Genomic DNA, 14,047 nt, shown 5'->3' on the forward strand with positions numbered 1-14,047 from the left:
ACGAAAATCCAATATATAGCGATAAATCTTTTTGACTTTGAATAGCATAAACATAAAACATATTTTTGTTGATTGCCACCCTGCGGGTGGTCACCCGTAGGGTGAAAAATCTGGTGTCCTAACCACTAGACGATGGGGCCAGATATTATTAACATACCAAAAATATTGAAAAATGGCAAGAAAAAATAAAAACTGCCCGCAACAGATATGTCGCGGGTCTAACGTATCGGGATAATCGAAGTTTTTATTTTCTTTCCTTGTCGTTTAAAAGAAAGAGAAAATAAAAATTTGGGTTAGAGACAAATGCAACTCATTAATGTAAGTAATAAATCGCATTTGCCCTGAACCGCTTATCCCGTGTTATACGCCGTCATAAAAAGCCTCTATTCCTTATTTGTATTTAAGATTTTTGGCAATTTATTTTTCCTGTTGAATTTGAATAATTTCTGCCGCTTCTAATAATGTTTGAGTTGCAGGTACGATAAGTACATCGCTATCCTTTCTCTTCATCTGAATTGCTTTGTTTCTCATGTGAACCTCGGACCATTTCAATAAATCACCAACTAAGTTGTTATCGCGTACAATTTTAACCACTTCTTGCAGCGACTTTTGCCAAATATCAATTTTGTTCAAAGGTTCTCTTAAGACTCGTTCTTCGCCAAGCATACCATACCATTCTTTTTTATCTTTTGACTCAGGTGCGTTTTCAATATCAAGATCTTTATAAATTGTTTGTTCGCAACCTTTAAAATCTTCAGAGGCTCTAAGCGTAGAATCTTCTTTGACTTCGAAGACTCCTTTGTCGCCTATCTTTGGTATGTTGTTTTGTTCTTTTTCCATAATTGTGTTGGTTAATTACTTAAGATGATTAAATTATATCACGAGTTATATCGACTCGTCAAAAATAAATCGCCAAAATCATCATTCAAATTTCATAATTGGCTTTTTATTATGCCGTATAACGTTTAGGAATATCTGATGTTTGCCGTAGCGTAGCGGAGACAAATATGGATGGAGCGACGGCAGGAGCGAGCCAGATATACGCTGTTATACGCTGTCGGTTCGGTAATACTTATAACCAAAAATTAGTATCATAATAAAAAAATAAACGAAAAGGCCATAGTCATGAAAAAATAGGCACGTGGATGCTAACATCGGAATGACAGATGCAGTCCAAATTAACGGCAGGGATATAAAAGCAAAAATAACAGTTGCAACCAAAGAGCTTCCAAAAAATATTATTGCTGGTTTTGCTAGTTTATTTTTTTGTTTTTCAAATAGATGTTTAGAATAAATGAATCCTGCCAACCACACCCAAACTAAATTAAAAAAGATTGTATAATTGGTAACAATCTCAATATGATGTTGCTTAAAGGAATCCGTTAACTTTGGAAACAGTGTCTTGTCCATAACTATATCTACTGTTAAATAAACAGCAATCAGCATAACAACCATAATAATTTTTAGTAACTTGTTATCTTTCATTTTTTTTATCTCCTTTTATAAAATTAGAATTTATTCTGCTTATATTTTTTTCTGTGTTACCGAAACGATTGCGTATAACGTTCCGGCATATCTGATGTTTGCCGTAGCGTAGCGGAGACAAATATGAGTGGAGGCTTTTGTATAAAATCCGTAACCAGATATGTCGTGTTAGCTGATGTAAATTAAATTTTTATGCTTAAGTGCTTGCGTATCTTATCATCAAGAGAGAAGTTCTTTATTTTTCCAGGTTTCTGTAAGAAATTTTCAAAACCCATCCTACTGTATCTTGGCACCAAATGCCAATGAACTTGTTTTACCTCATCCATATATAATAAATATACTTTTTTCACCTTTAACGCTTTTAACATTGCATTTCTGATTTCGTTCACTCTTTCCATTAAATATTTGTAGTTTTTTCTAGTGAGTAAATGCAGGTCAGTCACCTTTTCTTTCCAGACAACAACTGTATGACCTTCTATGATTGGTTCATTGGCTAAACAAGCATAAAGTTTTTTGTCCTCATAGATAATTGCGTTTTTGTATGGTTTTGGAAGCATAAAAATTTAATTTATTTCCGATAACATCGGGCTTATGAGAAGTTTCTGGAGCGAAGCGGAAGAAATTTGGGAAAATTGCGAGCCGAGCAATTTTCCTCATAAGCCTTGTTAGCAGACCCGAAGGAGCAAGGCGACTGAGAGTGCAGCGTGGCAAGCGACCGAGAGGGAGCGTAGAGTTCGGGGCTAGCCGTAAATCATTCAATTCTATAAAATCTATCATATTCGCCTTTTAATCCCTTTAATTTAGATAATGTGCTTTGGGGAATAAAATGCAAACATAACTCTTCTAAGAACAGGTTGCCTGAATCGGTTAAATAGATTTCATTTTCATTTTCCTTTAACAATTCTAATTTTTTAAATTTAGTTAAAGTTGCTTTGTAAACTTCATTTAGATCTTTGTTAAAAAATTGCTTGAATTTTTCTTTATTGACTCTTGATGTCATCCTTAATCCTAAGATAATATTTCTAGCCATTCTATCTTCAAAAGAAAGCTTTATACCTTTGTTTATTGGTAGTTGGTTTTTATCAATGCTCTGATAATAATTATCTATGTTTTGATATCCAAAATATTGATAGCCATTGACAAATGAATATCCTCCTGTACCAAAACTTATTACATTACTTCCCTCAGATTGCCCAAAAACATCAGTGGCATATTTAAAATGATCTTTTTTCTTCGGAAAATATAAAACAGGAATTTCTGTGTGTTTTTCTTGTTTGGCTTTTTCTGATGCCATAACATAGAACAAGTGATATAAATATTCATTTGGAAATCTGAATAATTCATTTTCGTATTGTTGATAAATGGGAGTCCAATCTTTAACTTCCATACAATAGGTCGTTACAACGTCAGGATTTAGGCTATATGCTATTTCTAAATCTTTTGCCCAACTACCAATAGTTTGATTAGGCAATCCGTAAAGAAGGTCAATAATTACGCAAGAAAAATTATATTTTTTAACTTCTTTGAAAAATTTTATTGCCTCTTCTGCGGTATGTCCTCTTTTTGTAGAGAGTAGAATTTCATCATCAAAAGTTTGCATTCCTATACTTACACGATTTACTTTATTTTTCTTTAATATGTCTAAATATTTTTTAAAATCACCTCTAATAATCTCAGGGTGTGTTTCAACGGTAAATTCAACGTCATTAGACAAGTTAAACTCATTGTGAATAAACCTAAGTAAATCATCCAACTGGTCGGGTTTAAGAAGTGTTGGAGTTCCACCACCAACATAAACTGCAATTATATCTAAATCCTCTGAAAGATATTTTTTAGTCAGTTCTATCTCTTTTTTTAAGTATTTAAGATAGTTCTGTCTTTCTGTGTCTTCAGTTACTATACTGAAATACGGACAAAAAGTACATTTTCTGCTACAAAAAGGGATATGAAAATACAAAGCAACTTTTTTTCCTTTTAGAGAGTAACCAGAAAAAATTTCTTTTTCTGAAATTTTCTTAGCAAGAGTAACTGGTGGGTATGTGACAGCAAAATAATATTTAGTGGGATCTCTATGAAAACCAACATTCCAAAGTTTCCTTATGTTAATTTCGCTTTCCAGTTTTTTGATAGATTTTATAATCAAATTCGTATCCATATTTTATTAAATAATAAAGCAATATTTAATTCTTTTTATTCAGTAGGCGAGCCCCCGAATTTCTGCTAACTCGTTTCTATCTGTATAATATACAACATTTTGATTAAATATTGTATATTATACGAAGTCATGGTATAATTGTTTTATAACCGTTTATATTTGGATTATAACAAATTTTAACTTATGCAACAATACATAGAACAAGCCAAAAATGAACTACGATTAAGAAATTACAGCCCGAAAACTATTGAAAGTTATTTGAATTGTCTGCGAGAATATTTTAAATTCAAGAAAACGGATTTAAATAGAATCGATGAAGATAATGTAAAAATATTTTTATTAAACAAACAAGACAAAAATTATGCTCCGCAAACAATAAATTTATATTTAAATGCAATAAAATTCTTTTATCGCGAGGTTTTGAAAAATTACCAGAAAATAAATATCAAATTTGCAAAAAAAACAAAAAGATTGCCAATTGTTTTATCGCGACAAGAAATCAAACAAATTATTGATTCAATTAAAAACTTAAAACATAAATTAATTATTTCTCTTGCATACAGCGCGGGATTGAGAGTAAGCGAAGCGATTGGCTTAAAAATCAAAGATATAAATCTGGATGAATTGACAATTCATATCAAAAACGCCAAGGGTAAAAAGGACCGACTCACGATTTTCTCGGAAACGATTAAAAACGAATTAAAAATTTTAATCGCGGAAAAATCTTCCAATGAAATTGTATTTCCAAGCGAACGAGGTGGAAAATTATCAGAAAGAACATTGCAAAAAATTTTTGAAATTGCACTAAAAAAAGCTAAAATTAAGAAAGATGCGACATTTCATTCTCTGCGCCATAGTTTTGCTACGCATTTATTAGAAAACGGAGTTAATATAAGATATGTACAAGAATTGCTGGGACATCAAAATATCAGAACAACACAAATTTATACACAAGTAACCAATCCAATAATTAAAAATATAAAAAGCCCATTATGATTACCCTTGGAATTGAAACATCCTGCGATGATACCGGGATTGCAGTAATAAAGGTTTCTAGAAAACGGAAACCTGTTTTTGATATTTTATCCAATATTGTTTCATCGCAAATTAAAATCCACGCTCCTTTTGGTGGAGTTGTGCCAAATTTTGCTGCGCGGGAACATCTGAAAAATATCGAACCCTGTTTAAAAACCGCGCTTAAAGAAGCAAATAAAACCATACAAGATGTCGATTTAATTGCTGTCACAATCGGTCCTGGATTAATTCCCTCGCTTTTAATCGGAGTTAATTTTGCTAAAGCCCTGGCATATAAATATAAAATACCGATTATCGGAATAAATCATATTGAGGGGCATATTCTTGCAGCGGGACCCCGCTTCGCGGAACCAACAATTGCCCTAACTGTTTCTGGCGGACACACGCAATTAGTTTTAGTAAAGGGCGTTGGAAGATATAAAATTATCGGGGAAACACGAGATGACGCTGCTGGTGAATGTTTTGATAAAGTAGCTAAATTGCTTGGACTTGGATATCCTGGAGGACCAATAATTTCTAAGATAGCATCAAAAATTCAGCCTACGGCTGACCACCCGCAGGGTGGCAAATTACCACGTCCAATGATTCAACATAAAAATTATGATTTTAGTTTTTCCGGATTAAAAACAGCGGTTTTGTATACAATAAAAGATTTAAAAAAGATTAATATTCCGGAAATGTGTTATGAGGTTCAGCAAGCGATTATTGATGTTTTAATTGATAAAACCCTACGCGCTGCTAAAGAATATAAAGCTAAAACCATAATCTTGGCTGGCGGAGTTGCGGCAAATCAGGAATTGCGGAAACAAATGGCAAAAGAAATAAAAAAACAAATTCCTGATTCAAGATTTTTGATTCCTGATTTTAAGCTCTGCACTGATAATGGCGCAATGATTGCAATGGCAGGTTTTCTGAATCGTAAAAAGGCCTGCCATGCTGTCGTAAAACAACTCTCTAAAATTAAAGCTGATGCGAATTTAAGAATAAGTTAAAAAATGATATAATATAATCATGGAAATACCGAAAGCGTACGATCCGAAACAGGTTGAAAATAAAATCTATAACCTTTGGGAAAAAGGTAAATTTTTTGCGCCTAGAGGTAAGGGTAAGCCATTCGTCATTACCATTCCTCCGCCAAATATTACCGGCTCCTTACATATGGGCCACGCGCTGAATAATACAATCCAAGATGTAATGATTAGATATTATAGAATGAAGCAAGTTCCGTCTCTTTGGATTCCAGGAACAGACCACGCTGGCATTGCCACACAAAATAAAGTTGAAAAAGAATTGAAAAAACAAGGTCTTTCCCGTTATGCCCTCGGCAAGGAAAAATTTATTGAACGCGTATGGCAATGGAAAGAAAAATACGGCAATGAAATTTTAAACCAGCTTAAAAAATTGGGCTGTTCATGCGACTGGTCGCGTTTGCGCTTTACTTTAGATAAAGAATATTCCAAAGCAGTTGAAACCGCATTTCTGCATTATTACAAAAAGGGATGGATTTACCAAGGTCCGAGAATCGTGAACTGGTGTCAGCGCTGCACTACTGCGATTTCTGATATTGAAATAAAACACGTGCCACACAAGACGAAATTATGGTATATAAAATATCCCTTAGCCCCTCGACAGGCTCGGGGCGACCACGATTTCATCGTGGTCGCGACAACCAGACCTGAAACTATGCTTGGCGATACTGCTGTTGCTGTTAATCCAAAAGATGCTAGATATAAAAATTTAGTGGGAGAAAAAGTTATTTTACCCCTAATAGAACGCGAAATACCGATTATTGCCGACCGCCTGATTGACATTGAATTTGGAACCGGCGCAGTAAAAGTCACTCCAGCCCACAATACAACTGACAATAAAATCGGCAAGACCCATAAACTTGAAAGCATAAATGTTATTGGCGAAGACGGGAGAATAACCAAAAATGGCGGCAAATACGCAGACCTTAAAATATTAGAAGCAAGAAATAAAATAATTGAAGATTTAAGAACGCAAAACCTACTGGAAAAAGAAGAAGATTACGAACATTCTTTGGCTATTTGCGACAGGTGCGAAACCCCAATTGAACCGCTGATTTCAAAACAATGGTTTCTAAAAATGGACAAACTGGCCAAGCCCGCTATTGATGCCGTAAAAAAAGGGAAAATTGAATTTACTCCCGCGCGCTATAAAAAAATCTATCTTGACTGGCTGGATAAAGCCGAAGATTGGTGTATTTCCCGGCAATTGTGGTGGGGGCATAAAATTCCTTTGGCAGGAGAGAATGATGTTCTCGATACTTGGTTCTCATCCGCTCTTTGGCCATTCGCAATTCTTGGCTGGCCCCTCGACTACGCTAAGGGCAAGCCTCGTAAAAACAGCGATTTAGAAAAGTTTTATCCCACTAGTTTATTGATTACAGCTCAAGATATTATCTACTTATGGGTCGCAAGAATGATTTTTTCAAGTTTGGAATTTTTAAAAACAATTCCATTCAAAAATGTTTATATTAATGCAACAGTTTTAAATATAGAGGGTAAAAGAATGAGCAAATCATTGGGCACAGGACTTGATCCGAATGAACTGATTGAAAAATACGGGGCTGATGCAACGCGTTTCGGCCTGCTTTACCAGACAGGCCGTGAACAACAGGCGATAAAGTTTTCCGAAGACACAATCAAGGCAAGCAGAAATTTCTGCAATAAAATCTGGAATATAAACAGATTTATACATATGAAACCATCCGCCTCCGCTGAAGCTTCGGCGGATTTAACCCCTGACGACAAGCGGATTCTTAAACGACTGGACGAAACTATTAAATCAATAACAAGAAAAATCGAGAATTACGAATTAGGAGAGTCGGCGCGCGAATTATATGAATTTGTCTGGCACGAATATGCTGATAAATATATCGAAACCAGCAAGAAACAAGAAAAAAATGTTAATGTTTATGTATTTAGAACAATTCTAAGATTACTCCACCCGTTTATACCCTTCGTCACTGAAAGTATTTGGCAAATGAATTATAAAGAAAAAAAACCACTCATTATATCAGAGTGGCCAACATCTAAAAAATAAAAATGAAACTTTTGCTTTGTATGATTTTAGCTCCTCTCCCCAGTATTATCTGGCTGGCATTTTATTTGCGCAAAGATAAGCATCCAGAACCAAACAAAATGGTGGTCAAAATTTTCTTTTTCGGAGCAATAATGATTGTTTTAGCCGCACTGCTTGAACAAGGGCTTTTTGAGGGATTAAAAATAATTTCTCTGTCAGAAAAAATATTGCTTTTGGTTATTGGTTTTGCCTTAATCGAGGAATTATTGAAATATCTGGTTGTAAAATTCGGCGTTTTGAAAAATCCTAATTTTGACGAGCCTATTGATTCAATGATATACTTAATAATAGCAGCACTGGGATTCGCGGCTGCGGAGAATATTTATCTTCTAAGTCAGATTTCTCCGCTGAAAATCCCGATTGGCGAGACAATAGAATTCATTACCACAAGATTTTTAGGAGCAACTTTTCTGCATGCATTAGCTTCGGCAGTTATGGGATATTTCCTTGCTGCTTCGCTATGCACGAAATCGAAGTTCAGAAAAACTCTGATTTTTGGAGGATTGATTGCGGCTACTATCTTGCATTCGGTTTTCAATTATATTATAATACTTAATATAGACGGACACATTGAGACCTACCAGAGAAATATCTTGATATTTGTACTTCTTTTCGGTACGGCTATAATGGTGTCTCTGATGTTCAAAAAAATAAATAAATTTAGGTCAATCTGCAAATTATAATAATTAATTCTTTTGAAGAATATGGCAAAATCATTTTTTGAAAAATTAACTGGCGCTTCTGTCGAAAACGAAGAAGAAAAAGAGGAAATAATAGAAGAAATAATAACTCCATCAGAGGATGACGCTCCTCCAAAGCTAATAAAAAAACCGAGGAAATCAATAAAGAAAATTGAAACCACGGAAACAGAAGAAAAAAGCTGGTTTCAGGAGGCTGATGAAAGCGAAGAAGGACAATTGACTATTGATGTTTTCCAAACTCCTTCTGATATTATAATCAAATCAACGGTTGCCGGAGTTAAACCGGAAGATATTGATATCAGTTTTACCAATGACATGATTACCATTAGAGGCAGAAGAAGAAAAGAAGAAGAAATAAACACAGAAGATTATTATTACCAAGAACTTTACTGGGGAGCATTCTCCCGTTCAGTTATTCTGCCAGTAGAGGTTGATGTAGACAAGGCTAAGGCTGATATCAAAAACGGAATCCTCACAGTCAAACTCCCGAAATCGGAAAAAATAAAGACCAAAAAAATAAAAGTCAACGTATTGTAGAATAAATTTCTAGAGTTTCTTGGGCAGTTTTTTGCCAATTATATTTTTTGATTTGTTCAAATCCTTTTTGGATTAAATCTTTTCGCAAGTCCTCATCTAAGAGGGCTTTTTTAATTTTGCCCGTCATATCATCAATATCTAATGGATTAAAATACAAAACTGCATTGCCCAAAATTTCCGGCAAACAGGCGGCATTAGACGAAACAACTGGCACTCCCCTTTTCATCGCCTCCAAAGGCGGTAAGCCGAATCCCTCGCACAATGAAGGAAAAACAAACAATGAAGCGTTTTTGTATAATTTATCCAATTCTTCTTCGCTGACAAATTCAGTAATTAAAATCAGCTCACAATCAATTCTCTCGGCTTTTATTTTTTTAAAAGCTAATTTCAGTCTCTCCAAATTTTTATGAGGATAATCATTGCCAACATATAAAATATATGGTTTTTTACATGACTCCTTCATGGATTACTTTTATTTTATCGGACTTAATGCGACCCGCCCCGCTACTGCGGTGGTAATACTTCAAGATTTCCTGTTTTGTGTATTCCGAAACCGCAATAATTTTTTCTGATTTTTTAATCGCGCGCCGGGTAATTAGCTTGTAAATTATTTTCTTGAAAATTCCCACATGACTGGTGATTAAATCATGAATAGTAACAATAAATCTGCCTTGATAAAAAAACGGCACTTTAAAATAAGTAAAATGCATTAAATCCAGATTATTCTGTCTTAACTGATGAAATAGAATCTTTTTAAAATTCTGGTTCTGTGGGACATAATCTTCCAAACGCTCTTTTTTTAAAAAAATAAAATACTGGTTGTGATTATCCAGCACTTCCAAATTCTTGATTAAATTTTCCGTATACCTACCTAATCCTTTGTCTTTAGCGCCAAAGAATCTGGCATCAATTCCAATGCGCATGATATTACTTTTTTCGCTGCATTATCCCAATTAAATTGCTTCGCTCGTTCAATTCCCTGTTTTCTTAAATAATTATTCAACTCTTGACTCCCTAAAACCTCTTTAATGGCAAAAACCAGTTCATCAATGTTCTGAGGATCAATCATAATTGCTGCATTGCCAACCACTTCTGACAAAGATGATTTATTGGAAACGATTGTCGGTGTTCCGCAAGCCATTGCTTCCAATGGCGGCAGGCCAAAACCTTCGAAAAAACTTGGATAAACAAAAACTTCGGCTAAATTATACAAATATGACTTGTCTTCCTCGTCTATAAATCCAGTGAAAATGACATCGTTCTTAAATTCTGAATTTTTAACAACCTCAAATATCTCGTCGCAGAGCCAGCCTTTTGTTCCAGCTATGACTAATTTTAATTCTGAAAAATTAAATGTTCTTTCTTTTTGATTTTTAACTATTCCCTCGAAACCTTGCCAGTCAATCTCTAATATTTTTCCGTCTCTCATTTTTTTTATTTCTTCAAATGCTTTTAAAACCGCTAAAATGTTCTTTCTCGGCTCAATTGTACCAAAGTACAGAATAAATTTATCCGGCAATTGATACTTGTTTTCCACCTCCGATAATCTTCTGTTGTCAGCCTGCTGGTGGATAAATTTTTCATCAATCCCTGGATAAATGACTTTGATTTTTTCCGGCTTAATCTTATAAAGATTAATTAAATCCTCTTTTGTTGATTCGGATATAGCAATAATTAAATTTGCTTTTTGCGCCTGCTTTTGGGGATAAATAAATTTATGCCAGAGCAATTTTGGTAAAGAAAAGAATTCTGGAAAACGGATAAAAGAAAGGTCATAAAAAATTATAATTGTCTTTGTTTTTTTGGAAACTGGAGCAAGTAGAAAATGAGGGCTTAAAAAAACATCCACCGGGCCTAAAATCATATCTATTTTAGGAAATTTCAAAAACCTTAAAAACAAATCAAAAATTCGATTCGGGATTCGGAATTTTTTGATTTTAATATTGGATGATTTTATCCACGAATAATTCAAATTCGGCTTTTTCATACCGTTATAAAATAGCCGATATTTAAATTTATCTATTGGTAAAAGATGAGACAGAAGATTAATTGTATAATCCTCTACTCCTGTCCTTGCGCCTTTTGCCAAAATTCTAATATCTATGCCAATAGTCATAAACTTTTAAATTCTTTCCAGGTTTTATCTATAAAATCCTTGATTTTTTTCTTAAAAATTTCTTTGTCAAATTTAATTGCATGATTGCGGATAAACGCAGAATTAAACTTTGATTCACTGGCCAATAAATAGAATTTCTTGACTGCCTCGACCAGCGAATCTGTGTTCTGTTCATTAAAAAATACGCCCGTTTTGCCCTCTAAAACGCTCTCTAGCGCACCGCCGCCCCTATAGGCGATAATCGGCTTGCCACAGCCCATTGCCTCTAAGGCAACAATACCAAAGTCCTCTTCCTGAGGGAATATTAGCGCTTGGCAATTCTGATAATATTCTTTCAATTTTTCACCTGCCAGTTCTCCCAAAAATTCAATATTCCAATTTGCCATTTTTTTCAACTTCTTCATCTCTGGTCCCTTGCCGATAATTTTTAAAGGCAATTCCAATTTGTTGAATGCTTCAATAGCGATGTCAAAACGCTTATACGGCAACAGCCTGCCGACCATTAAGTAATAATCTTGGACTGGCTCATCGGATGGAACGAAAAATTCCGTGTCCACCGGGGGATGAATAACCTCTGCGTCCTGCTTGTAATACTTTTTAATCCTCTGCTCCACAAATTTAGAATTACAAATAAACTTATCAACCCTATGCGCTGCTTCCTTATCCCATAACCTCAAATAGTTCATAAAAATCGGCACGAAAATCTTGGCTAGTTCCGACATACTAAATTCCTTGACATATTTATGGCTATCGTCCCAAGCATAACGGGTCGGAGTATGACAATAACAAATATGCAGCGTTTTCGAATTAGTAATCACCCCTTTTCCAAAAGCAGCTGAATCAGAAATCACTAAATCATAATCTGACAAGTTAAATCTTTCCACTGCTATTGGCATTAGAGGCGGAAAAATGCGATGGTGTTTTTTTATAAAAGGAATTTTCTGCAAAAACGAAGCCCGGATTTTCTTTCCCGGGAAGAATTCATCAACTATTTTTTGGTCGTAAAATAAAGTGTAAATCGGCGCATCAGGAAAAATCTCGATAAATGCTTCAAGCACTTTTTCCGCCCCCCCATATTGATTTAGGTAATCATGAACAAGAGCTATTTTCATATTAGCAGGCTGATTTGTCTGTAAAAAAAATAATTATTGTTTTTAGTAAAATATAAATATCTTTTAGTAGGGTCCAGTTTTCAATATAATAAGTATCCAATTTCACTTCTTCCTCAAACGGCAAATCAGAACTGCCGCTGATTTGAGCCATTCCGGTCATCCCTGGCTTGATTAATAAAACCTTTTTGTGGTGTTTCTCGTATTTTTCTATTTCATCCGGCTGATGCGGCCTTGGACCAATCAGGCTCATATTCCCCTTTAAAACATTAATCAACTGCGGCAATTCGTCAATTCTTGTTTTTCTTAAAAATTTCCCCACGCGCGTTATCCGCGGATCATTTTTCATTTTAAATAACGGACTATCTTTGCGTTCATTTAAAGCAATTAATGAAGATTTTAACGATTCGGCTGAACCGTTGAGGTCATGCGCAATCATGCTACGAAATTTATAAAGACCGAATTCCTGTTTCTGGCTGATTCTTTTTAATTTCACAAAAATCGGTCCTTCAGAATCTATCTTTATAATAATGGCAATTATTAAAAACAACGGCGAGAGTATAATCAGACCGACTAAAGATCCCAGGATATCAACCCATCTTTTGATTATTTTGCCCCAACCATCAAGCGGAGTTCTTTTTATCTCAATCAGTGGTACGCCATCAAAAGTATTCATTTCTACATTGATGGCATGTGTTTGGAAAAGATTGGGAACGAATTTAAAGCCAATCCTCTGCTCTTCACAAAAATCTAAAAATTCCAGAATATTGTTTCTTTCATAATGCGGACTGGCTAAGACAACTTCATCTATTTGCGGATTGCTGTTCAGAAGAAACTCTTTTATTTTATCCGTTTTTAATTCGAAAAATCTTTTAATTATCCTGTATCCTAAATCTGGATTGCGTTTTATCTCTTTAATAACTTTTCTGCTTAATTTATCCTCGCCAATCACAACAATATTTCTGACTCCGACATTATATTTCCCGACTAAAAAGCGCTGAAGTTTTTTAATAAAAAAACGGCCGAAACTGACAAAAATTATTGCCAGAACCCAGGCCGCCAGAACTATAAAACGCGATTCAAAGAGCTCCCTACTGAAAAAAACATAGAGAATCACAACCAAAATAGTGGCAGAAGTTGCTACAATAATCTGAAAAAACTCCTTAAACAACCGCTTCTGAGTGCTAATATGATACAAACCGGAAACAGCGAAAATCAAAACACCAAAAATCGCTACTGCCAACGTTAAGAAAAGATATCTTTCAAAAGGCAAATTTATACTAAAAAGCACTGGCCTCCATTTTGCTACTAATGGGCTGACACGCAAAAAATAAGCTGCGATTCCAGCTAGAATGAGCATCAAAAAATCAACCGGCACCAGCAATGCGCTGAATATAAGTTCTGATTTCTTCATAATTTCATTCTATCCCAATTTTACCCTAAAATCAACCAAAATAAAAAAATGGAGCCCTCGCAAGCAAGGGCTCCCTAATGTTCAAAGAACCAAAGAGCTGTGCTAAGCGACCAAGTGTCTAAACACTAAATTAGTCGCAGAAGCAGAGCAGGCAGCGATAGTCGTACCAGACATCCTCGAAAAAGCCGAGACGGAAGTACCAGCCTCCGTCCGAGTACCGATCCACACCCGGCACCCTGTGGTCACCACCGGCATCTTTCCAAAGAGCTTCCTTCTCATCAAAGGAAACATACCAGTAGCCCTTGGGCAAATCTTCTCGCTTCTGTTCAAAGACGAGAGAAACGCCTTGGGCACCGGTCAGAACTACGTTCTGAGTTTTGAGAAACGCCA

Annotated in this window: 15 protein-coding genes; 5 read left to right on the forward strand and 10 right to left on the reverse strand. The window is 35.1% G+C overall.

Features of this window, described 5'->3' with window-relative positions:
- Nucleotides 1-417: 417 nt before the first annotated feature.
- The 4 genes from KKI21_03210 to KKI21_03225 form a co-directional block, all read right to left on the reverse strand.
- Nucleotides 418-840 carry a hypothetical protein gene (locus KKI21_03210; protein ID MBU4285208.1) on the reverse strand — a complete coding sequence of 141 codons (423 nt, stop codon included), beginning with the start codon at nucleotides 838-840 and terminating at the stop codon, nucleotides 418-420.
- Between the two features lie 207 nt (nucleotides 841-1,047).
- On the reverse strand, nucleotides 1,048-1,485 hold the full coding sequence (locus KKI21_03215) for a hypothetical protein (GenBank protein ID MBU4285209.1): 438 nt from the start codon (nucleotides 1,483-1,485) through the stop codon (nucleotides 1,048-1,050).
- Nucleotides 1,486-1,667: 182 nt separating this feature from the next.
- Entirely contained in the window at nucleotides 1,668-2,042 is a 375-nt protein-coding gene (locus tag KKI21_03220) for an HIT family protein (protein MBU4285210.1), read from the reverse strand.
- A 194-nt stretch (nucleotides 2,043-2,236) separates the two neighbouring features.
- The gene (locus KKI21_03225; GenBank protein MBU4285211.1) at nucleotides 2,237-3,640 is read right to left on the reverse strand and encodes a coproporphyrinogen III oxidase family protein; all 1,404 of its coding nucleotides are present in this window, start codon (nucleotides 3,638-3,640) and stop codon (nucleotides 2,237-2,239) included.
- A gap of 183 nt (nucleotides 3,641-3,823) precedes the next feature.
- Between KKI21_03225 and KKI21_03230 the strand changes: the two genes are divergently transcribed.
- The 5 genes from KKI21_03230 to KKI21_03250 are packed head-to-tail and all read left to right on the forward strand — an operon-like array spanning nucleotide 3,824 to nucleotide 9,018.
- Nucleotides 3,824-4,636, forward strand: a complete 813-nt coding sequence (locus tag KKI21_03230) for a tyrosine-type recombinase/integrase (protein ID MBU4285212.1) — start codon at nucleotides 3,824-3,826, stop codon at nucleotides 4,634-4,636.
- Nucleotides 4,633-5,667, forward strand: coding sequence for a tRNA (adenosine(37)-N6)-threonylcarbamoyltransferase complex transferase subunit TsaD (gene tsaD / locus KKI21_03235; GenBank protein MBU4285213.1), 1,035 nt, complete (start codon nucleotides 4,633-4,635; stop codon nucleotides 5,665-5,667). Before KKI21_03230 ends, tsaD begins: the two co-directional genes overlap by 4 nt.
- Nucleotides 5,668-5,683: 16 nt before the next feature.
- On the forward strand, nucleotides 5,684-7,741 hold the full coding sequence (locus KKI21_03240; protein MBU4285214.1) for a valine--tRNA ligase: 2,058 nt from the start codon (nucleotides 5,684-5,686) through the stop codon (nucleotides 7,739-7,741).
- 2 nt (nucleotides 7,742-7,743) lie between these two features.
- Nucleotides 7,744-8,463, forward strand: a complete 720-nt coding sequence (locus KKI21_03245) for a PrsW family intramembrane metalloprotease (GenBank protein ID MBU4285215.1) — start codon at nucleotides 7,744-7,746, stop codon at nucleotides 8,461-8,463.
- Between the two features lie 21 nt (nucleotides 8,464-8,484).
- Nucleotides 8,485-9,018 carry an Hsp20/alpha crystallin family protein gene (locus KKI21_03250; protein MBU4285216.1) on the forward strand — a complete coding sequence of 178 codons (534 nt, stop codon included), beginning with the start codon at nucleotides 8,485-8,487 and terminating at the stop codon, nucleotides 9,016-9,018.
- Here KKI21_03250 and KKI21_03255 read toward each other — a convergent pair.
- The 6 genes from KKI21_03255 to KKI21_03280 all read right to left on the reverse strand — a co-directional run.
- On the reverse strand, nucleotides 9,005-9,481 hold the full coding sequence (locus KKI21_03255) for a glycosyltransferase family 4 protein (GenBank protein ID MBU4285217.1): 477 nt from the start codon (nucleotides 9,479-9,481) through the stop codon (nucleotides 9,005-9,007). The genes KKI21_03250 and KKI21_03255 overlap by 14 nt on opposite strands.
- Nucleotides 9,465-9,941, reverse strand: a complete 477-nt coding sequence (locus KKI21_03260; protein ID MBU4285218.1) for a glycosyltransferase — start codon at nucleotides 9,939-9,941, stop codon at nucleotides 9,465-9,467. The genes KKI21_03255 and KKI21_03260 overlap by 17 nt, the downstream gene beginning before the upstream one ends.
- Complete coding sequence (locus KKI21_03265) at nucleotides 9,890-11,134, reverse strand: glycosyltransferase family 4 protein (GenBank protein MBU4285219.1); 1,245 nt, start codon at nucleotides 11,132-11,134, stop codon at nucleotides 9,890-9,892. The genes KKI21_03260 and KKI21_03265 overlap by 52 nt, the downstream gene beginning before the upstream one ends.
- Nucleotides 11,131-12,246 carry a glycosyltransferase gene (locus KKI21_03270; GenBank protein ID MBU4285220.1) on the reverse strand — a complete coding sequence of 372 codons (1,116 nt, stop codon included), beginning with the start codon at nucleotides 12,244-12,246 and terminating at the stop codon, nucleotides 11,131-11,133. Before KKI21_03270 ends, KKI21_03265 begins: the two co-directional genes overlap by 4 nt.
- A 1-nt stretch (nucleotide 12,247) precedes the next feature.
- Nucleotides 12,248-13,657: a sugar transferase gene (locus KKI21_03275; protein ID MBU4285221.1), complete on the reverse strand. Its 1,410-nt coding sequence runs from the start codon at nucleotides 13,655-13,657 to the stop codon at nucleotides 12,248-12,250.
- A gap of 130 nt (nucleotides 13,658-13,787) precedes the next feature.
- On the reverse strand, nucleotides 13,788-14,047 hold a 260-nt coding region (locus tag KKI21_03280; GenBank protein ID MBU4285222.1), incomplete at its 5' end, for a hypothetical protein.

The organism is Patescibacteria group bacterium, from assembly GCA_018897295.1.
GTDB lineage: Bacteria > Patescibacteriota > Minisyncoccia > RBG-13-40-8-A > RBG-13-40-8-A > JAHILA01.